The organism is Blautia sp. MCC269, assembly GCF_018785655.1.
Taxonomy (GTDB): domain Bacteria; phylum Bacillota; class Clostridia; order Lachnospirales; family Lachnospiraceae; genus Blautia_A.
Window position 1 is genome coordinate 78348 of record NZ_WQQE01000050.1, and the last position, 21890, is coordinate 100237.

At 45.8% G+C, this 21890-nt stretch carries 19 protein-coding genes; 17 read left to right on the forward strand and 2 right to left on the reverse strand.

Annotated elements, in window-relative coordinates:
* Positions 1 to 32 precede the first annotated feature (32 nt).
* Entirely contained in the window at positions 33 to 1208 is a 1176-nt protein-coding gene (locus tag GPK88_RS15600; RefSeq protein WP_148447165.1) for a pyridoxal phosphate-dependent aminotransferase, read from the forward strand.
* Here the strand turns inward: GPK88_RS15600 and GPK88_RS15605 are convergent.
* Entirely contained in the window at positions 1198 to 2568 is a 1371-nt protein-coding gene (locus GPK88_RS15605) for a tRNA(Met) cytidine acetate ligase (protein WP_252197788.1), read from the reverse strand. The genes GPK88_RS15600 and GPK88_RS15605 overlap by 11 nt on opposite strands.
* 218 nt (positions 2569 to 2786) lie before the next feature.
* Between GPK88_RS15605 and pta the strand changes: the two genes are divergently transcribed.
* The 7 genes from pta (at position 2787) to GPK88_RS15640 (ending at position 9512) form a co-directional block, all read left to right on the forward strand.
* Positions 2787 to 3794: a phosphate acetyltransferase gene (gene pta, locus GPK88_RS15610; RefSeq protein WP_148447162.1), complete on the forward strand. Its 1008-nt coding sequence runs from the start codon at positions 2787 to 2789 to the stop codon at positions 3792 to 3794.
* Between the two features lie 26 nt (positions 3795 to 3820).
* Entirely contained in the window at positions 3821 to 5011 is a 1191-nt protein-coding gene (locus GPK88_RS15615) for an acetate/propionate family kinase (protein ID WP_215708013.1), read from the forward strand.
* A gap of 255 nt (positions 5012 to 5266) precedes the next feature.
* Positions 5267 to 5794: a YceD family protein gene (locus GPK88_RS15620; protein ID WP_092069907.1), complete on the forward strand. Its 528-nt coding sequence runs from the start codon at positions 5267 to 5269 to the stop codon at positions 5792 to 5794.
* Between the two features lie 3 nt (positions 5795 to 5797).
* On the forward strand, positions 5798 to 5980 hold the full coding sequence (rpmF, locus tag GPK88_RS15625; protein WP_015525241.1) for a 50S ribosomal protein L32: 183 nt from the start codon (positions 5798 to 5800) through the stop codon (positions 5978 to 5980).
* A 95-nt stretch (positions 5981 to 6075) separates the two neighbouring features.
* Positions 6076 to 7443: an MATE family efflux transporter gene (locus GPK88_RS15630; protein WP_215708014.1), complete on the forward strand. Its 1368-nt coding sequence runs from the start codon at positions 6076 to 6078 to the stop codon at positions 7441 to 7443.
* A 169-nt stretch (positions 7444 to 7612) separates the two neighbouring features.
* Entirely contained in the window at positions 7613 to 7789 is a 177-nt protein-coding gene (locus tag GPK88_RS15635; protein WP_173771957.1) for a hypothetical protein, read from the forward strand.
* 40 nt (positions 7790 to 7829) lie between these two features.
* Positions 7830 to 9512, forward strand: coding sequence for a sensor histidine kinase (locus GPK88_RS15640; RefSeq protein ID WP_215708015.1), 1683 nt, complete (start codon positions 7830 to 7832; stop codon positions 9510 to 9512).
* Here GPK88_RS15640 and GPK88_RS15645 read toward each other — a convergent pair.
* Entirely contained in the window at positions 9451 to 10179 is a 729-nt protein-coding gene (locus tag GPK88_RS15645; RefSeq protein WP_021977671.1) for a LytR/AlgR family response regulator transcription factor, read from the reverse strand. The genes GPK88_RS15640 and GPK88_RS15645 overlap by 62 nt on opposite strands.
* Positions 10180 to 10695: 516 nt before the next feature.
* Here GPK88_RS15645 and GPK88_RS15650 point away from each other — a divergent pair.
* The 9 genes from GPK88_RS15650 to GPK88_RS15690 form a co-directional block, all read left to right on the forward strand.
* Positions 10696 to 12528 carry an ABC-F family ATP-binding cassette domain-containing protein gene (locus GPK88_RS15650; protein ID WP_173762614.1) on the forward strand — a complete coding sequence of 611 codons (1833 nt, stop codon included), beginning with the start codon at positions 10696 to 10698 and terminating at the stop codon, positions 12526 to 12528.
* A gap of 248 nt (positions 12529 to 12776) precedes the next feature.
* Positions 12777 to 13823: a phosphate acyltransferase PlsX gene (gene plsX / locus GPK88_RS15655; RefSeq protein WP_173762615.1), complete on the forward strand. Its 1047-nt coding sequence runs from the start codon at positions 12777 to 12779 to the stop codon at positions 13821 to 13823.
* 44 nt (positions 13824 to 13867) lie between these two features.
* Entirely contained in the window at positions 13868 to 14116 is a 249-nt protein-coding gene (locus GPK88_RS15660; protein WP_148447149.1) for an acyl carrier protein, read from the forward strand.
* Positions 14106 to 14786 carry a ribonuclease III gene (gene rnc, locus GPK88_RS15665; RefSeq protein ID WP_021977667.1) on the forward strand — a complete coding sequence of 227 codons (681 nt, stop codon included), beginning with the start codon at positions 14106 to 14108 and terminating at the stop codon, positions 14784 to 14786. The genes GPK88_RS15660 and rnc overlap by 11 nt, the downstream gene beginning before the upstream one ends.
* A 14-nt stretch (positions 14787 to 14800) precedes the next feature.
* The gene (gene smc / locus GPK88_RS15670) at positions 14801 to 18361 is read left to right on the forward strand and encodes a chromosome segregation protein SMC (RefSeq protein ID WP_215708016.1); all 3561 of its coding nucleotides are present in this window, start codon (positions 14801 to 14803) and stop codon (positions 18359 to 18361) included.
* A 19-nt stretch (positions 18362 to 18380) separates the two neighbouring features.
* On the forward strand, positions 18381 to 19319 hold the full coding sequence (gene ftsY / locus GPK88_RS15675; protein WP_118062468.1) for a signal recognition particle-docking protein FtsY: 939 nt from the start codon (positions 18381 to 18383) through the stop codon (positions 19317 to 19319).
* A gap of 6 nt (positions 19320 to 19325) precedes the next feature.
* Positions 19326 to 20537, forward strand: coding sequence for a threonine ammonia-lyase (gene ilvA / locus GPK88_RS15680; protein ID WP_148447143.1), 1212 nt, complete (start codon positions 19326 to 19328; stop codon positions 20535 to 20537).
* A 267-nt stretch (positions 20538 to 20804) separates the two neighbouring features.
* Positions 20805 to 21383, forward strand: a complete 579-nt coding sequence (locus GPK88_RS15685; protein WP_173771951.1) for a MarR family transcriptional regulator — start codon at positions 20805 to 20807, stop codon at positions 21381 to 21383.
* A gap of 84 nt (positions 21384 to 21467) precedes the next feature.
* Positions 21468 to 21890, forward strand: a 423-nt coding sequence (locus tag GPK88_RS15690; protein ID WP_215708017.1) for a M48 family metalloprotease, incomplete at its 3' end; no start/stop codon positions are given.

Sequence of the window (21890 nt, forward strand, 5' to 3'; positions counted from 1 at the left end):
TTTGACTTTATTATGGAAGAGGGACGAATGATATGCAGTTTTCAAAAAGACTGGACCGATTTGGCGATGAAATTTTTGCTGCTTTGAACAACCGGCGCATGGAGCTGGAAGCTCAGGGCATGAAGATCTATAACATGAGTGTGGGAACCCCGGATTTTAAAACTCCGGAATACATCAAAAAAGCCGTAGCGGAAGCGGCCATGGATGACAACAACTGGAAGTACAGCCTCCGGGATCTGCCGGAGCTTCTGGAAGCAGTCTGTACTTATTATAAAAAACGTTTTGACGTGGAACTGACACCGGATATGGTAATGACCGTTTATGGAAGCCAGGAAGGAATGGGACATCTTGGCATGGCTCTCTGTGACGAGGGAGAAACCGTCCTTCTTCCGGACCCGTGCTATCCGGTATTTGCAGCAGGAAGCCTGATGGCCGGAGCAGTTCCGTATTACTATCCACTGGTTGCGGAACATGACTTTCTCCCCTATGTAAAGGGAATCCCGGAAGAAGTGGCGAAGAAGGCTAAATACATGGTGGTATCCCTTCCGTCCAATCCGGTAGGAAGCATTGCTACACCGGGACTTTACGAAGAAATCGTGGAATTTGCGAAAAAATATGATATTCTTATTATTCATGATAATGCATACAGCGATATTATTTTTGACGGAGCATTTGGCGGAAGCTTTCTTGCAACACCAGGAGCAAAAGAGATCGGCGTAGAGTTCTTCAGTCTTTCCAAATCCTTTAATGTTACCGGCGCAAGGCTCAGCTTCCTGGTAGGCCGGCCTGACGTGATCGCAGCACTTCGCAAGCTGAGAAGCCAGATCGATTTCGGTATGTTCCTGCCACTTCAGAAAGCAGCTATTGCCGCACTTGAGGGACCGCTGGACAGCGTAAAAGAACAGTGCCAGATGTACCAGGAGAGAAGAGATGCACTTTGCCAGGGACTTCGTGACATTGGCTGGGAACTTCCAAATGGAAAAGGCACCATGTTCGTCTGGGCAAAGATCCCCGGCGGCCGCACGGACAGTATGGCTTTCTGTATGGAACTGATGGAAAAAGCAGGCGTTATCGTAACACCGGGAGCAAGTTTCGGACCACACGGGGAAGGCTACGTACGTTTCGCACTGGTGCTTCCGCCGGAGAAAATCCGGGAAGCAGTGGAAGCCATTGGAAAAAGCGAGATTACCGTTACGGTTACAAAATAATCCGCGGTGGTTTCTGGAATTCATGAACAAAAGGCTGACCTGTTTTCCGGCAGAGAAGCATTTCATAAAGATTTGAAGCTTCGCAGGTTTGATTAAAAATCCCTAATCCGTCTTTATTAAGGATGGAAGAGGCATCTGCAGCTTTGGTAAGCATAGGGATGGAAGTGCTTTTCTTAATCTGACCAAGAAGCGGTGCACTGTCTTTTCGGAAACCAAGCACCCGGGCATAGGGAATATGTCCGGGTGCTTTTTCTTTCAGATCCAGAAAGATCCGGACAAGACCGCGGCAGATGGCAGACCGTGTAATATCTCTGGTTTTCAGAAGATCCGCAAACTGGGAAAAACTTTCATACTGGTTCAGGTATTTTAAAATCCGGCGGATCAGAGCATCGGAAAGATCCGGATACTGATGTAAACTTTCTTCCGTTTCCAGAAGAAGTTTATAATGAAGAGGAAGATCCAGAGCTGTTTCCAGAAGCCAGCATTTCTTTTCCAGTGCAGAGGAAAAGACCGGAAATGCTGCAGCCGGAATAAAACGGGAAAAAGCCATGGCATCCCTTTCGGTGGAAAGAAGTTTCCGGATACCGGAAGCAGACGGGAAAAAATCTCCGGAAATATCCGAGAGATCTGAGTCGTGATATCCGCTTCCCTTTCGGAGAAGTGCATGGGGGCGGATGGAGCTGTTCTGGCACAGCAGGGCTTTGCAGTACTCAATGCCAAGGATATTGTTTGGGGAAGAAAGGATGGAATCCATCTGCTCCGGAAAAATAAAATGTCCGTCACCGAAAGACACATCAGAGATGGCAGATTTTGTAACATAACTTGTCAGCGCACGGCTTCTTGCCAGGGGAAAACTCATTCCTTCACGGAGATTTTTCTGGAGAAAATCTCTGTATACAGGAGGCTCCGCCACAAGAATGCGGGCTGTTTCCATAAGGATCTCCGTATCGCCGCATTCACTGCCAAAACAAAGTTCATCCACAATCCCAAGTCCGTCCAGAAGGCTTACGCCGCCTGCGGCAAAGCCCTCCGCACTGGCAGTGGAAACCTGGACGGGAAGTTCCAGGACGAGATCGGCACCGCCAAGAAGAGCCATCTCTGCCCGGAGATGTTTTGGCATGAGAGCAGGAGCTCCTCTCTGTACAAAATCCCCGCTTGTGGCGACGATTACATAATCAGCACCAAGAGTTTCCTTGGCATAACGGATCTGATATTCATGCCCCCTGTGAAAAGGATTGTATTCTGCAATAATTCCAACAACTTTCATATAAAAACCTGCCATTTCTGAAAAGTTAAATTCTACGCAAAGCATTACCAGGATATGGGCCGCATATACCTGTCCGGCACTGCGTTTTTCCATAATGAAGCTATTCTAACATAAGCATCACAAAAAGTTAAGCCATACATAATCTGCTTTGCATCCAGGCTCGTAAATTGCATCTCAAAAAATACGCCACACATCCATTTTCTGACAATGAAAAGCTTGAAATACAAAGTGTAAGGGGGTATAATAAACACAGTGTAGTGCCCGAACAGACACTAGCGTTTTTGTTACATCAAGAAAGGAGCCATTTAATCATGGGATTTGTTGAACTGCTTAAGAAAAGAGCAAAAGAAAGCGTAAAAACAATTGTACTGCCAGAGACAGAGGATATGAGAACTCTTGAGGCAACTGACAAGATTCTGAAAGAGGGAGTTGCCAAAATCATCCTCATCGGTAATGAGGAAGAGATCAACAAGAAAGCTGCAGAGGGCGGCTTTGATATTTCCGGCGCACAGATCGTAGATCCGGAGACATCCGACAGAACTCAGGCATACATTGATAAATTCGTAGAACTGAGAGCAAAAAAAGGAATGACACCTGAAAAAGCGAAAGAGATCCTTCATACTCAGTACCCATACTATGGCGTAATGATGGTTAAGATGGGTGATGCAGACGGTATGGTATCCGGTGCATGCCACTCTACAGCAGATACACTTCGTCCATGCCTTCAGATCCTGAAGACAAAACCGGGAACCAAGCTTGTATCCGCATTCTTCCTGATTGTAGTTCCGGATTGCGAGTATGGCGCAAACGGTGCATTCGTATTTGCTGATTCCGGTCTGAACCAGAACCCGACACCGGATGAACTTTCCGCAATCGCAGCATCTTCCGCTGAGTCCTTCAAACTTCTTGTTCAGGAGGAGCCAATCGTAGCTATGCTTTCCCACTCCACCAAGGGAAGTGCAAAACATCCTGACGTAGATAAAGTCGTAGAGGCTACCAGAATCGCAAAAGAGGAGCATCCGGAGCTTAAACTTGACGGAGAGTTCCAGCTTGATGCAGCTATCGTTCCAAGCGTAGGCGCATCCAAAGCACCAGGAAGCGAAGTAGCTGGTAAAGCGAACGTACTGGTATTCCCAGACCTTGATGCAGGTAACATCGGATACAAACTTGCTCAGCGTCTTGGTAAAGCTGAAGCATACGGACCTGTTACACAGGGTATTGCGAAACCTGTAAACGACCTGTCCCGTGGATGCTCTGCAGACGATATCGTAGGTGTTGTAGCAATCACAGCAGTACAGTGCCAGGCAGAGGATAAATAATTATAAATAATCAGGAGAGTAAAATCATGAACGTATTGGTTATCAACTGTGGAAGTTCTTCATTAAAATATCAGTTAATCGATTCCGAGACAGAGAATGTCCTTGCAAAAGGTCTCTGCGAGAGAATTGGTATCGACGGAAGACTGGTATATCAGAAAGCCGGATGTGACAAAGAGATCACAGAGGCAGCTATGCCAACACATAAAGAGGCAATCCAGATGGTACTGGATGCACTTACCAATGACAAGACAGGCGCAATCGGAAGCCTGAAAGAAGTTAACGCAATCGGACACCGTGTCGTACACGGCGGCGAGAAATTCGCTTCTTCCGCAGTGATCACAGATGAGATGATCAAAGCAGTAGAAGAGTGCAACGACCTTGCACCGCTTCACAACCCGGCAAACCTGATCGGTATTCGTGTATGTGCAGAGCTTATGCCAGGTGTACCGCAGGTAGGTGTATTTGATACCGCTTTCCATCAGACAATGCCTGCAAAAGCATATCTCTACGGACTTCCGCTTGAATTCTACAAGAAATATAAAGTAAGAAGATACGGTTTCCATGGAACATCCCACAGCTTCGTATCCAAGAGAGCTGTTGAGTTCCTCGGCCTTGACAAAGACAACTCCAAAGTTATCGTTTGCCACCTTGGAAACGGATCTTCCATCAGCGCTGTTGTAAACGGAAAATGTGTAGACACCACAATGGGTCTTACACCACTGGAAGGTGTTGTTATGGGAACACGTTCCGGTAACATCGACCCGGCTATCATGGAGTTCATCGCTAAGAAAGAGAACCTTGACATCGAGGGCGTTATGAACGTACTCAACAAGAAATCCGGTCTTCTTGGACTTTCCGGCGGACTTTCCAGTGACTTCCGTGACCTTAACGAGGCAGCTGAGGGTGGAAACGAAGATGCAGCAAACGCAATCGATGTTCTCTGCTACGGCATCGCTAAATTCGTAGGCGGATATGTTGCAGCAATGAACGGTGTTGACGCGATCGTCTTCACAGCAGGTATCGGTGAGAACGCAATCCCGGTACGTGAGAAAGTTGTAAGCTATCTTGGATACCTTGGCGTAACACTTGACAAAGACGAAAACGGACATCGTGGCGAGGAGATCGTAATCTCCACACCAGATTCCAAAGTTAAAGTTGCAGTTATCCCGACAAACGAGGAACTTGCAATCTGCCGTGAGACTGTAGCACTGGTATAATCAGCCGCTTCAGTACTGACACAGATGGTATAAAACCGTTCGGGCATAGCCGGAAATCAGGCAGAATATTACTGCGAACCAGCAGTATACATTCGGGGGCGGACAGGTAACAGTCCACCCCCGAAATTTGCCCCTGAATTTCCGATTAAGCCAACAGTAACAAAAAATTAAAAAAATGTAATATTTTCCCGAAAATAACGTTGACAAATCACAAGACCATATGTATAATGGATTGAGTGTGGATAGGAGAGACTTATGCAGATTCATTTATTAGACATTTCTTCCTGTGATGGCAAGACGATCCAGGAGTCAGTTGTTCCTGAACTGGAGAAGATTGATTTTCAGATGGGAAGTTTTCCGGTACTTGCGAAAGAACCGGTAGAGCTTACAATCACCAATACCGGTGATAAGGTTCTTGAACTTACAGGAACCGGTAAGATTACAGTGGGAATCCCTTGTGACCGCTGTCTTGAGACAGTAGCCGTAGAGATACCGCTGGAATTTAAGAAGAAGCTCGACATGAAGCTTTCTGACGAAGAACGTGTCAATGATCTGGATGAAAGCAGCTATCTCACAGGTATGAACCTGGATGTGGACCGGTTGGTCTATCTTGAGGTATTGATATGCTGGCCTTTGAAGGTCTTATGTAAAGAAGACTGTAAAGGTATCTGCAGCCGCTGCGGGAAGAACCTGAACGAAGGTCCCTGCGGATGCAAGGAGGAGCCTAAGGATCCCCGCATGGCAGCTATCAGTGATATATTCAGTAAATTTAAGGAGGTGTAACCTATGTCCATTTGTCCTAAGAACAAATCTTCCAAAGCTAGACGTGACAAGAGAAGAGCGAACTGGAAAATGAGCGCTATGAACCTTGTTAAATGTAGCAAATGTGGAGCACTTATGATGCCACACAGAGTTTGCAAAGCTTGCGGAAGCTACAATAAGAAGGAAATCATCAAAGTTGAGGACTAATTTTAATTAGACAGTCAATATATGATGCAGAAAAGAGTCTGGTATGCTGAGATAAGTATACCGGCTTTTTTTATACTCTGAGGGGAAATAAAAATATGAAAGAGAACAAAAATCAGAAAAATACCGCCGTAAACCAGATCACAGAGGGCGTGATCTGGAAACAGCTTCTGTTTTTCTTTTTTCCGATCTTGTTTGGAACTCTGTTCCAGCAGATTTATAATACCGCCGATACGGTTGTGGTAGGCCGTTTTGTGGGAAAAGAAGCGCTGGCTGCAGTCGGTGGTTCGTCCAGCATGATTGTGAATCTGATTGTAGGATTTTTTGTGGGCCTATGTTCTGGTGCGTCTGTGGTGATTTCACAGTTCTACGGCGCAAAAGACCACAAAAATCTCAAAAAAGCGCTTCACACATCCATGATTTTCTGTCTGGCAGCCAGCATAATTGTGGGAACAGCAGGATTTATCCTGGCAGAGCCGATCCTTCACCTGATGAAAACACCGGCAGAAGTAATTCCGGATTCTGTACTGTACCTGCATATCTATTTTGCGGGAACTTTTTTCAATCTGGTTTACAACATGGTATCCAGTATCTTAAGAGCAGTAGGAGACTCCAAAAGACCCCTTTATGTGCTGATCATCACCTGCCTTTTGAATATTCTTCTGGATGTTGTGTTTGTTGTAATCTTCCATATGGGAGTTCTTGGCGTTGCACTTGCAACAGTCAGCTGTCAGGCAGTCAGTGCCATTCTTGTAACCTGGTTTTTGATGCGGGCAGAAGATATTTACCGTCTGGATTTCCATGAGATCCGTTTTGATCTCCGGTCTCTTGGAGCAGTTTTAAGGATTGGACTTCCAGCAGGACTGGAATCTGTGATGTACAACATTGCCAATCTTACTATTCAGATTTTTGTCAATGAGCTGGGAACGGATACCGTGGCAGCCTGGGGAACCCTGGGAAAAATTGACGCGGTATTCTGGATGGTCTGCAATGCCTTTGCTATCTCAATTACCACCTTTGTGGGACAGAACTACGGTGCCGGAAAATACCACCGCATGCGAAAAAGCGTCCGTGTCTGTATGGCAATGGCATATATTACCGCATTTATTGTAAGTGGTGCAATTGTTCTGTTTGCGGGACCAATTTACCGCCTATTTACCACAGATCAGACAGTGGTGAAAATTGGAGTCCATATGATCCGGTTCCTGATCCCATCGTATGCGCTTTATGTTGTGATCGGAATTCTGTCCGGCGCCCTGCGTGGTGCCGGAAGAGTTCTGATCCCCATGATTCTGACATGCGGAGGCGTCTGCATGATCCGGATTATCTGGCTGTTTGCCTTTGTAAAATCCCATCCCGGAATTAACAGCATTATGCTCAGCTATCCGGTGTCCTGGGTAATTACTGCGGTGCTGTTTGTCATTTACTATTTCCGGCGTTTTCCCGGTATACAAAAAAAGAAATAACCATATAAAAAGGGTGCTGATTCTGCGTGATAGCAGTGATTGGCACCTTTGTTTTTCTCGAAAAATGTCGATTTATTACGAATTGATTTCATTGCCTGAAAAGAGAAAAAGCGGTATTCTGGACGCATATAGATGGATATTTAAAACAGCACAAAAGGGGATGAATCACATGCACAATCTGCGAAAAACAATAAGATATGGGATTTTATCAGTACTTGGAGTGATTGTTATGGGGATCTGCATGAGGTACGCCATAAAAACGGCAATGGCAGCAATCACAGCCCTGACGGTGGGAATCCGAAACCGATCCGGAAAGCGGGGTGGCAGCCATAGAGAAGAAAAATAAGCTGTGGACTCTTATTTTCGGAATTACAGTGATTTTATCCATGACGGCATTTTTTCTGATGTACCGCATGAACAATGAATATACGGCCAGAGGAGAGGAGCCCATTCAGGGAATTCTCTGTCTGGATGAGGAAAAAGCAGCGGGGAAACTGCATTATCTGGTCAGAGAATGGCAGTATTTTCCGGGGAAACTTCTTACTCCAGATATGCTGAAAGAAAACACCGGATATTACAGCCGGTATATTTCCATTGGAGAATACGGAGGAATGGAACTGGGTGACAAAAATGCCTCTCCCTATGGCTGCGGAACCTATCGGATGATTCTGATTCTGCCGAAAAAAGAACAGACATGGGCCCTTTCTCTTAAGAAGGTCTTTTCCGCATACCGGATTTATATCAACGGAGAACTGGCAGGAGAAGTGGGAGATCCGGATGAAAAAACTTATAAAGAGCAGATTATGAACCGTGTTTTTACATTTCAGGGATCTGAAATGGCGGAAATTGTCATAGCAGTGGCAGACAAAAACCATGTCAAATCCGGAATTCAGTATATTCCGGTGTTCGGGTCCCCGGTTCAGATCAATATGCAGAGAGGATTGCGGGTACTTGGGAGCGGATTTGCCATGGCATTTTGTATTTGCGTCATGTTTGGAGTGCTTACAGTACATATCCGCACCAGGACATATCTGTCTCTTATGATTGATGTCTGGATTGTGGCAGCTTTTCTTCTGGAAATTTTTGTGGATATTCTTCCCTCAGCAGGAATTTTCTATGAAGCATCCTGGATCAGCGAAGCTGTCAAATGGGTTGCGGCGTTTTATATGCTGGTAAATACTTTCGGGGAAACTGACTGCGGATATGGGAAAATTGTTCTGGTGGGAACAACGGTTTACGCCTGTTCCCTTGCAGCAGATCGGATCTGGCCTCTTTACGAACCTATCATCGGAGGCCGGTTTCCGGAGACCGGAGGGATGGTACTGGCCATTGCGTTTGCCTGCGTGCTGTGGAGAGATCTTTCAGAAGCGTACAAAATCCGTCTCACCTATGAGATATACAGCAAACAGACAGAACTGCGTCTGCTTGCTCAGAAAAAACATTACGAAAAACTGAAAGCGCAGATGGATGAAACCAGCCGTGTCCGTCATGATATGCGGCAACATCTCCGGGTGCTGGCTGCCCTTCTGGAACAGAAACAGTATGAGGAAATGCAGACGTATCTTTGCCGGTATACAAGGGAGTTTCAGGAGAGGCTTACATATCAGACCTACTGTAAAAATCAGGTAACCGATGCAATTCTTCATTATTATGAGGAGATCTGCCGGGAAAAAAGAATCTCTTTTCAGTGCCAGGTGGAGGCACCGGAGAATACAGGAATCGAAGATACAGACTTCTGCCGGCTTTTTGGAAATCTGCTGGAAAACGCAGTTGAGGCAGCCGAAAGGTGCCCGGATGGCAGCCCAAGATTTATCCGGGTACAGATCCGGGCCAGAAATAATAAACTGCTGATCGAAGAAGAAAATAGTTGTACAGGTTCTCTTCGAAGAGGCAGGGACGGAATTTTCTCCGGAAAACATTCCGGACAGGGAATCGGAACCGCATCCATCTCGGAGATTGCGGCACGTTATGGTGGTCTTGCAGACTTTCAGGACCATAATGGGATTTTTAAGGCAGAGATTTTCCTTCGCCTGACGAAAAAAGATACTGAAGATAAGCTTTTCGGATAGCGGCAGAACCACGTTTCCGGATCTGGACAGTTTCTCCGTTATCCAGAAGGAATCCGTCGTCGGTGGCTTCCTGGATGCGGTCCATATTTACCATACATCCACGGTAACAGGAGAGAAAATTGTGGCAGTCACGGATCTGCTCCTCAAATTTATGGAATGTAAGGTAAGAACGCAGCGGGCCGGCATCTGTATGCAGGCAGACGGCATTGCGGAATGTATCTGCATACAGAATGCTGTGCAGCGGCACACGCACAGGAACACGGTCAGAAATAATTTCGATATATCGTGCATGAAGAGCCTCTTTCAGACGAAAAGAATCCAGAATCTGACACAGCTTTTCCGGCTGAAAAGGTTTCAGAAGATAGTAGGCGGCATTTACGTCGTAGCTTTCCACCGCAAATTCACTGCTGGTAGTCACAAAAACAAGAATGCAGTCATCAGACTGATTTCGGATTCTTCTGGCTGCTTCCATGCCGGTAATGCCATCCATATAGATATCCAGAAACAGGATCTGGAAATTTCCGGGCCGGTAATCGTCAAAGAAAGCCTCCGCACTGGAAAAGTACCGGATTTCCGTGGGAATCTGTCTGTTTTCAAAATAAGAAGTAATAATACGTTTCAGCTGTTCTGCGTCCGATGCAATGTCATCAATAATAGCAATATTCAAAATCTGTAACCTCCGGAGAAATAAGTGTAAAGGTAGTATAGCATAACTTTTAGGAATGTCCAGAGGCAGTTTACGATTTTACATAAGTTTTACGGGGGAGATTTTGTAGAGAAATGTCGTAAGATCTCATATTCTCTCAAAATCATTAGTAAATTCTGGAAAAAGAGTGCAAGATATCATGGAAAACGTCATTTTGTCACAGGTTGGTTGTCATTTGCCGGGAAATTTTTTACAATGATGTCATCCAAAAAGAAAGGCGGTAGATATACGGAAAGTAAAAAAGAAAACTGGCGACATGAGAAACTGTCAACAAAAATCCAGACAAAACCCTTAAAAAAACCCTTACAACAACGGCTGTATTTCAGAGCATGAAACGCAGCCGTTTTCCCCGTTCCCAAAATACATGCTTCTTGACGGAAAGCAGGAAATTCGTTATTATTCGTTGTAGAGTGAAAAAGCCAATGCGGATATCTTTATCTGCAGGAACTTACGAAAAAAGAAAATGGAGAAACACACATGAACATTCTTAATATAGAACATATCCACAAGATTTTTGGAGACAAGGTAATTTTTGACGATATTTCCTGCGGCATTGATCAGGGAGAAAAGATCGGAATCATCGGTGTCAACGGAACAGGAAAAACCACCCTGCTCCGGGTCATTGCAGGAGAAGAAGAACCGGATGAAGGCCAGGTGATCACCCAGAACGGAATTCGTATCAGCTGGCTTCCCCAGACTCCGGAATTTCCACAGCATATGACCATTCTGGACTATGTGGCAGAGGGCAAATGGCAGAAAGACTGGAGTACGGAGAGCGAGGCACGCCGTATGCTGAACACGCTTGGAATTACAGACCAGAACAGCAATATGGATAATCTTTCCGGCGGTGAAAAAAAGAGAGTGGCACTGGCCAGAATGCTTTTAAATCCGGCAGACATCCTGATCCTGGATGAGCCTACCAACCACCTGGACGGGGAGATGGTTACCTGGCTGGAAGACTTTCTTCGGAATTTTCGTGGAACTGTGATCATGGTTACCCATGACCGATACTTCCTGGACCGTGTGGCCAACCGTATCCTGGAGATCAGCCACGGAAAATTATATTCCTACGCAGGAGATTACTCCAGGTTTCTGGAATTGAAAGCCCAGAGAGAAGAGATGGAGCTTGCCAGCGACCGTAAACGCCGCAGTGTCCTTCGAATGGAACTGGAATGGGCGGCGAGAGGCTGCCGTGCCAGAAGTACCAAGCAGAGGGCAAGGCTTGACCGTCTGGAAGCACTGAAAGCAGGAAAAACTCCGGTAAAAGATCAGAATATAGAGATGGACTCCGTGGAAACCCGTATGGGTAAAAAGACCGTAGAGTTCCATCACGTGAGTAAATCCATAGAAGGCCGCCTTCTGATCAATGATTTTGATTATATTGTTCTAAGAGATCAGCGCCTTGGAATCATCGGCCCCAACGGCTGTGGAAAATCCACCCTCCTTAAGATGGTAGAAGGACTGGTTGCTCCGGATTCCGGAGAAATTCAGATCGGCGAAACCATCCGCATCGGATATCTCGCCCAGAACGTTCCGGATATGGATGGAAGACAGCGAGTGATCGATTATATTCGCGAAGTGGCAGAATATGTTCCGACGAAAGAAGGAAGAATCACCGCTTCCCAGATGCTGGAGAGATTTCTTTTTGACCCGGCCATGCAGTACACACCTGTAGAAAAACTTTCCGGAGGAGAGAAGAGAAGACTGTACCTTCTGAAAGTCCTGATGGAGGCACCGAACGTCCTGCTCCTGGATGAGCCAGGAAATGATCTGGATATCCCTACTATGACTATCCTGGAAGATTATCTGGATTCTTTTTCCGGTATTGTGATTACCGTATCTCATGACCGTTATTTCCTTGACAATGTGGTAAACCGCATTATGGCATTTGAGGGGGATGGACAGCTGGTACAGTATGAAGGGGGATACACCGATTATCTGGAAGCGAAAGCCAGAAAAGGCCAGACACTGGAAACACGTTCGGATATGGCAGGCAGCAGCCAGGACGAGATGCCGGAACCGGAAAAAAAGAAATCCTCAGCAGATACCTGGAAACAGAACCGGAAACAGAAGCTGAAATTTACCTATAAAGAACAGAAAGAATTTGAAACCATCGATGATGACATTGCGGCACTGGAGGAACGTCTGGAACAGATCGACAAAGAAATGGCAGTCAATGCCACCAACGCCGGAAAACTCCGGGAACTTTCCGAAGAACAGCAGGAAACCCAGCAGAAGCTGGATGAAAAAATGGATCGTTGGGTGTATTTAAACGACCTTGCGGAACAGATCGAGGCGCAGAAAGAATAAGATATATCAGCAGAGAGCTTATAGCATTTCGGGGAATACCGCTATAAGCTCTCTGTTTTCAACTGTTTTATTTTCAGGGTTTGCGCGAAACGTATTGACTTCCCGGGCAGAATTTTAGTATCATAAGTAACGGTACATTTGTTTTGGTACTCTGCAGTGAAAATCCTTGTACCGCTGGGTCTGAGGATTTTCACTACAGTGTACCATATGCATTCCGAAAAGGTTTTCGGACAGAGAAAGGACAACATATGTCAGAAATGGTAAAAGTCGTTGTAGACGCAATGGGCGGTGACAATGCCCCGGTAGAGCCGGTGAAGGCAGCCGTAGAAGCCGTAAAAGAGAAACATAACATTCAGGTTATCCTCACAGGACAGGAAGATGTGATAAAGGCAGAACTTCAGAAATACCAGGATTACCCGAAAGACAGAATCCGTGTGGTACACGCTTCCCAGGTGATCGAGACCGCAGAGCCTCCGGTAATGGCGATCCAGAAAAAGAAAGATTCCTCCATTGTAGTAGGCTTAAATCTTGTAAAAAAACAGGAGGCAGATGCCTTCGTATCATCCGGAAGCACCGGAGCAGTTCTGGTAGGCGGACAGGTGATTGTAGGCAGGATCAAAGGCATCCAGAGACCGCCTCTTGCCCCGCTGATCCCGACAGCCAAAGGAGTTTCCCTTCTAATCGACTGCGGCGCCAACGTAGATGCCAGACCGAACCATCTGGTACAGTTTGCACAGATGGGTTCCATTTATATGGAGAACGTAGTGGGAGTTAGGAAACCAAGAGTAGCCATCGTAAATAACGGTGCAGAGGAAGAAAAAGGCAATGCCCTGGTTAAAGCCACTTTCCCTCTCTTAAAAGCATGCAAAGATATTAATTTCATCGGAAGCATTGAGGCAAGGGATATCCCGGCAGGATACGCAGATGTGGTTGTCTGCGAAGCATTTGTGGGAAATGTGATCCTCAAGCTTTATGAAGGCGTGGGAGCAACCATGGTATCCATGATCAAAAAAGGCATGATGACAAGCCTTAGAAGCAAAGTAGGAGCCCTGATGGTGAAACCGGCCCTCAAGGAAACCCTGAAAGCCTTTGACGCCAGCGAATACGGCGGAGCTCCGCTTCTTGGACTGAAAGGCCTGGTAGTAAAGAGCCATGGAAGCGCAAAGAGCGTGGAAATCCGTCATGCCATCTTCCAGTGCGAGCAGTTTAAGGAAGAAAAGATCAACGAAAAGATCGAAGAATTCATTGCGGCCGAACAGAAAGCACAGGCAGAAGCAAAAGCCGAAGAAAAATAAAACAGAACAGAAATTATTACAGACAGAACAGGAGGCGAACAGTCGTGGAACTGGAAATACTGAAAACAATCATAGAAAAAACTCTGGGAAGAACCGTAGATCCCCTTACGGAAAAAACGACCTTTGTGGATGACTTGGGCATGGATTCCCTGGATTTTTTCCAGATGCTTATTGATCTGGAAGAAACCTACGATATCCACATAGATGCAGAGGATGCAGAAGAGATTGTAACCATTTCCGATGCAGTGGAGACTCTTCGCCGCGCAACGAAGGGAAAAAGAAATGGAAAATAATTTAAAAAAACTGGAACAGACCATCGGATATCAGTTTACCGCAAAATCTTTGCTGGAACAGGCAATGACACACAGCTCCTATGCCAATGAGAAACATCTTGGAAAACTTGGCTGCAACGAGCGTCTGGAATTCCTGGGTGACGCAGTGCTGGAACTGATCAGCAGTGACTTTCTGTACAAAAAATTCCGCAACAACCAGGAGGGAGAACTTACTAAAAAGCGTGCCAGCATGGTATGCGAAAAGAGCCTTGCCTACTGTGCAAGAGAATTCGGCCTTCCGGAGTTCATTCTTCTTGGAAGAGGCGAGGAAATGATGGGTGGCCGGAAACGTGACTCCATCGTATCCGATGCGCTGGAATCCCTCATTGGAGCCATGTATCTGGACGGCGGTTTTGAACCGGCCCAGACATTTGTCCTGAAATTTATCCTCAATGATCTGGAAGACAAGAGAATTTTTTATGACAGCAAGACTGTACTGCAGGAGATGGTACAGGAGGGCGGAAACCATCCGGTGGAATACCGTCTTCTGAAAGAAGAAGGACCGGATCACAGCAAGAGCTTTACGGTAGAAGCCCTGATCAACGGAGAAAGTATGGGAACCGGAACCGGCCATACCAAGAAAGCGGCAGAGCAGGCCGCAGCCCTTGAGGCGATCCGTAGGATCAAATAAACAGCAGGTGTCCAATGTATCTGAAAAATATAGAGGTGCAGGGATTCAAATCCTTTGCACAGAAAATCAATTTTGAATTTCATAACGGAATCACTGGCATTGTAGGTCCAAACGGCAGTGGAAAAAGCAACGTCGGCGATGCAGTCCGCTGGGTTCTGGGAGAGCAGAGTGCCAAGCAGTTGCGAGGCGGAAATATGCAGGACGTTATTTTTTCCGGAACAGAACTCAGAAAGCCCTTAAGCTTTGCATCGGTGGCCATCACTCTGGACAACAGTGACCACAAACTTCCGGTGGATTTTGAGGAAGTAACCGTAACCAGAAGGCTGTACCGCTCCGGAGAAAGCGAATACCGCATCAACGGAAGTTCCTGCCGTCTGAAAGACATCAATGAGATGTTTTATGATACCGGCATCGGAAAAGAAGGCTACTCCATCATCGGCCAGGGCCAGATTGACAAGATCTTAAGTGGCAAGCCGGAAGACCGCCGAGAGCTTTTTGACGAGGCAGCAGGAATCGTCAAGTTCAAAAGACGAAAAAACACCACTCTGAAAAAACTGGAAGAAGAACAGCAGAACCTGGTCCGTGTCACTGATATTTTAAGCGAGCTGACCAAACAGCTGGAACCTCTGGAACGTCAGTCTGAAACTGCAAAGATCTATCTGGCAAAAAGAGAAAGTCTGAAAGAGCTGGATGTGAACATGTTCCTTCTGGAATATGAACACACCGGCAATCTGATCAAAGAGCTGGAAGAAAAGACCAGAATCGCGGAAAACCAGTTACAGGAGGCAAAAGACGCCCACAGCCGCACAAAAGAGGAGTATGAGCGCCTGGAAAAATCTCTGGAAGAGCTAAATCAGCGTATGGACACTCTCCGGGAAGAAAGCCGGGACCGTGCCATCCGTAAGCAGCAGCTTTCTGGTGAGATCAATGTCCTTCATGAACAGATCCTTGCAGGCGAGCAGAACGACAGCCATTACCGCAGCCGTCTTCTGGCTATCCAGGAAGACACGGAGAAAAAATCCGCAGACAAAGAGGAACTGGAAGAGCAGAGAGCAGACCTGCAGGCAAAGCTCCGCGAGATCAGCAAAGAGCTCTCCGACGAGCAGGAAAAGCTGGATAACATCCAGAGCAACATTGAAGAATGTACCCAGGCAGTAGAAGATGGAAAAAACGAAATTATCGAAATCCTCAACTCCCGTGCAAACACCAAAGGTAAGGCCCAGCGTTTTGATGCCATGATGGAACAGCTGGATATCCGGAAAGCCGGAATCAGCCAGAGAATGCTTTCCCTGAAAACACAGGAAGAAGAACAGCAGTCAGCCATCAGCCGGGCAAAAAAAGAGTACGATACCATCACCGAAGCCATTTTGGCCATCCAGGAAGAGGGAAGCCACCTCACAAAAGAGATCAAAGCCATCCAGGAAACCCTGAAACAGCAGAATACCGAGCTGGAAGAAAGCCAGAGAGCCTACCACAGAGAGGCTTCCCGTCTGGAATCTTTAAAGAATATCACGGAACGTTACGACGGTTACGGAAACAGTATCCGCCGTGTCATGGAGCAGAAAGACCATGTACCGGGCATCCGCGGTGTTGTGGCAGATATCATCCATGTGGAAAAAAACTACGAGATCGCCATTGAGACAGCACTTGGCGGAAGCATCCAGAACATTGTCACAGACAATGAGCAGACAGCCAAGGAGATGATCGAATTCCTGAAGAAAAACCGGTACGGACGTGCTACCTTCCTTCCCTTAAACAGTATTTCCCAGAGAGGCGAATTCGCCCAGAGGGGAGCCTTAAATGAAGAGGGAGCCATCGGTCTTGCAAGTGGTCTGGTAAGTGCAGACAAAGAATACGCAGGACTGATCGGTTATCTTCTTGGAAAAGTACTGGTTGTGGACAATATTGACCACGCCATTGCCATTGCCAGAAAATACCGCCACAGTATCCGGATGGTAACTCTGGAGGGAGAGTCCTTAAGCCCGGGCGGTTCCATGACCGGTGGTGCTTTTAAGAACAACAGCAACCTTCTTGGCCGCCGCCGTGAGATCGAAGAACTGGAAAAGAAAGTAAAAGAACTGGCGGCCAGGTACAACGAAATCCGTCAGTCCATGGAGGATAACCGCAGGAAACGAAATGAAATGCGGGATACCGTAAATTCCCTGCAGCAGAAATTCCAGGAGCAGTCTATCGGGCAGAATACAGCCAGAATGAACATCGAGCAGCTGGAGAAAAAAGCAGAAGAAATCCGGGGCGGTTATGTGAGAATCCAGCGGGAAGAGGAAGAAATCCGCCGCCAGACAAGAGAAATGCAGGCAGATAACGCCCAGATCACCCAGGAACTGGAAACTTCCAAAAAGGACGAGGAAGAACTGGAAACCTTCATCGAAACCCGACAGAAGGAACTGGAAGACTGGAAAAAAGATGAGGCACAAACCCTGGAAACTCTGGAAAAGATCCGTCTGGATGCATCCGCATCCCAGCAGAAGGAAAGCTTCATAAAGGAGAACCTGAAACGTCTGAAAGAAGAGATCGATGTTCTTTTAAAAGAAAAAGAAGAAATTCTGGATTCCCTGGAAAAAGGCAGCCAGGAAACTGCAGAAAAAAGAAAAACGATCAAAAATGTCCAGGCTGAGATCGAAAGTTTTGCCGCAAAAGAAGAAGCTTCCCAGAAACAGCTTGAAAAACTGCAGCAGGAAAAAGAAGAAAGCACAAAGAGCCATAAAGAGTTCTTTGAAAAACGGGATGAATTATCCAATCAGATCAGCCTTCTGGACAAAGAATGTTTCCGTCTGAAAACTCAGGCAGAAAAGATCGAAGAAAACCGGGAAGCCCGTATTTCCTACATGTGGGAGGAATACGAGATCACCCCGAATAATGCGCTGCAGTACCGAAAAGAAGAATTCAGTGACCGCCATGTGATGAAACAGCAGATCCACAAGCTAAAAGAAGAGATCCGCTCCCTTGGTTCTGTCAATGTCAATGCCATTGAAGATTACAAAGAACTTCTGGAACGTCATACCTTCCTAAGTGGCCAGTACAACGATCTTCTGGAAGCGGAAAAAACGCTGGAACAGATCATTCAGGAGCTGGATGAGGGAATGCGGAAACAGTTCACCGAAAAATTCGGAGAAATCCAAAAAGAATTCGACAAAGCCTTTAAAGAGTTGTTCGGCGGAGGCCGGGGAACTCTGGAACTTGCGGAAGACGAGGACATTCTGGAGGCAGGAATCAAAATTATTTCCCAGCCGCCCGGAAAAAAACTCCAGAACATGATGCAGCTTTCCGGTGGAGAGAAGGCACTGACAGCCATTGCCCTTCTTTTTGCCATCCAGAACCTGAAACCATCACCGTTCTGTCTTCTGGATGAGATCGAGGCAGCTCTGGATGACTCCAACGTAGGCCGTTTTGCAGGTTATTTACAGAAGTTGACGAAGAACACACAATTTATTATAATAACACATAGACGTGGTACCATGAATGCCGCAGACCGGCTTTATGGAATTACCATGCAGGAAAAAGGGGTATCCACGCTGGTATCTGTAGACCTAGTTGAGAACCAGCTTACCCGGTAACAGAGGGGATGAAACAAGTATGGCAGAAGAAAAAAAAGGATTTTTTAAACGTCTGGTAAGCGGCCTTACCAAAACGCGAGACAATATCGTTGCCGGATTTGATTCCATTTTCAGCGGATTTTCCAGTATTGATGATGATTTTTATGAAGAGCTGGAAGAAATTCTGATTATGGGAGACATCGGCATCAACGCAACCACCTCCATTCTGGAACATCTGAAGGAACAGGTGGCCGAGCAGCATATCAAGGAGCCTTCCCAGTGCAAGCAGCTTCTGATCGACAGCATCAAGAAGCAGATGCAGGTGGAGAGCACAGAATATGAATTCGAGAACCGGAAATCCGTAATCCTGGTAATCGGTGTCAACGGAGTCGGTAAGACTACCTCCGTAGGCAAACTGGCCGGTAAACTGAAGGATCAGGGAAAGAAGGTGATCCTTGGTGCAGCAGATACGTTCCGTGCGGCAGCAGGAGAACAGCTGACACAGTGGGCCAACCGTGCAGGTGTTGAGATCATCGGCGGACAGGACGGTGCAGACCCGGCATCGGTTGTCTATGATGCGGTGGCAGCAGCCAAGGCCAGAAACGCAGATGTGCTGATCTGCGATACAGCAGGAAGACTTCACAATAAGAAGAACCTGATGGAGGAGCTTCGCAAAATATACCGTATCCTGGAACGTGAGTACCCGGAAGCTTATCTGGAAACCCTGGTAGTCCTTGACGGAACCACCGGCCAGAACGCACTTTCTCAGGCAAGACAGTTTGCAGAGGTAGCCAATGTTACCGGAATCATTCTTACCAAACTTGATGGTACAGCCAAAGGTGGAATCGCCGTAGCGATCCAGTCCGAGCTTGACATACCAGTAAAATACATCGGAGTAGGCGAGAGCATCGATGACCTGCAGAAATTCGACGCAGACGCATTTGTAAACGCCCTCTTTGACGTAGAAGAAAGGAGCTAAATACAAATGCTTACATTAGAGAGCTTTGAAGAAGCGGCAGCCAAAGTAAAAGAAGTGACACAGGAAACAAAGCTGATATACAGCAGTTATTTCTCAGATATGACAGGAAACAAGGTTTATCTGAAACCGGAGAACATGCAGCGCACCGGTGCCTACAAAGTACGTGGCGCATACTATAAGATCAGCACACTTTCCGATGAAGAGAGAAATAAAGGCCTGATTACCGCATCCGCAGGAAACCACGCACAGGGTGTTGCCTATGCCGCACATAAATACGGAGTAAAAGCAGTCATCGTTATGCCGACCACCACACCACTGATCAAGGTAGAGCGTACCAAGAGCTATGGCGCAGAAGTTATCCTTCACGGTGACGTATACGATGAGGCCTGTGCACACGCACTTGCACTTGCAGAAGAAAAAGGTTACACCTTCATTCATCCGTTTGATGACCCGGCAGTAGCAACCGGACAGGGAACCATCGCCATGGAAATCGTACAGGAACTTCCGCTGGTAGATTATATCCTCGTCCCAATCGGCGGCGGCGGACTTGCAACCGGTGTTTCCACCCTTGCAAAACTCCTCAACCCACATATCAAGGTCATCGGCGTGGAGCCTGCAGGAGCAGCCTGCATGAAGGCATCCCTGGAAAAAGGTGAGGTCGTAACCCTTCCTCACGTAAACACCATCGCCGACGGTACCGCAGTACAGACCCCTGGAAAAAATATCTTCCCGTACATCCAGGAGAACCTGGACGATATCATCACCATCGATGATGACGAACTGATCGTAGCTTTCCTGGATATGGTAGAGAACCACAAGATGATCGTAGAGAACTCCGGTCTCCTTACCGTAGCAGCTCTCCGCCACCTGGATGTGAAGAAAAAGAAGATCGTCTCCATCTTAAGCGGTGGAAACATGGACGTAATCACCATGTCCTCTGTTGTACAGCACGGCCTCATCCAGAGAGACCGAATCTTCACCGTCTCCGTCCTCATCCCGGACAAGCCAGGCGAACTCGTAAGAGTAGCCAGCGTCATCGCCGAGAACCAGGGCAACGTCATCAAGCTGGATCACAACCAGTTCGTAAGCACCAACCGAAACGCAGCCGTAGAACTTCGAATCACCATGGAAGCATTCGGAACAGATCATAAGAATCAGATTGTTGCGGCACTGGAGAAGGCTGGATGCAAGCCTAGGGTTGTGCGGGCGATATTGTAAAGAAAGATAGAGCTAAATAAAAGCAAATGTGGAAAACGTCTCAGAGTTATGATGAATCTGGGGCGTTTTTTATGTTGAAAAATTTCTGGAAAATTCCGAAAGTGGAAACCTTTGGTATGGGTAGAGTCGAAATTTGTCGATGAAAATAGAATGAAATTTGTAATGAAATGTAGTAAACTGAGTAGTAATTGGAGGAATGAGAAATGAGCTAAGACAACTATATAATATGAGGATTTCTATAAGTTTTATGGAGAATGAGGTGGCAAGATGAAAGAAATGGAATATTATATTGCAGAATTAAAAGAATGCGTTAACCAAAATAACAGAAATAAAGTAGTTGTGGATGGAGCTATAGAAGATTTATTTCGAGATTTATTGATTTCCATTTCAGATTCGTATTTAATGGCATATGAAGAAAATAATTTGGAAAAAATGAAACAATTGTTAGAAGAACAACGTAAATTAAGAATAGAAATGACAAAGGAATTGAATAAATCTGCTGATCAGATTCTGCTTCTTTCAGCGAAAATAGTAGATCAATATAATATTTTTAATAAAATTTACCAAAATCTTGCTATTAATAAAAAGGTAAAGGTAAATACAAAATTTATAGAAGCTCAACATAAAGATGCTAGAGATATCATGGAATTTTTATATAAACATTTGCATGCAAGATATAAAGATCTAACAGAACTGGGTATTTCAAAAAGTTCAGTTGCAGATACGTTAAAGGCTCTTGAGAATGCTGGATTGGTTAATGGAATTCAATGTGAAAATTGCGTTTTTTATGAATTGTCCAGTGAAGGACAAGAATACATTAGAACTAAGATAGAAAATATTGACTAGGAAATAATGTAGATTCAGAAATAGTTGTTAATAAAAAGATAACTTTTAAATTACGAAAAGTTTAATGGAGATAAAAAAAGAGTAATGGAGAAAATTAAAATAAACAAAGCCGAAATCGAACTTCTAGAATACATCCCGGATTTCTACTCCATAGCAGAAATCACCAACCCACTGCTATCCGAAATGAGACCAGGAATCAAGACATGGGTATCCGAAGACGTATTTGAAAAAATGCAGGTCTCCGTCTGGATCGTAAATGACATCAGAGTAAATGCATTTGCAAAGAAATACGAAGGAAAAAACTACATAGTACTGACAATAGGACTCTGTGTCGCTTTCTGGAAAGAAGTCGAAGAATTCATCGGTAATAAAAATTTCAGAAAAGTATTTCACCTGTCAGAAGAAAAAGAAGACAGTTATAAAAAAGAGCTGTATCAGTCCATGCTGAATTTTATCATTGCCCATGAATTCGGACATATTGTCCATGGACATGTTCTGGCAAATTCA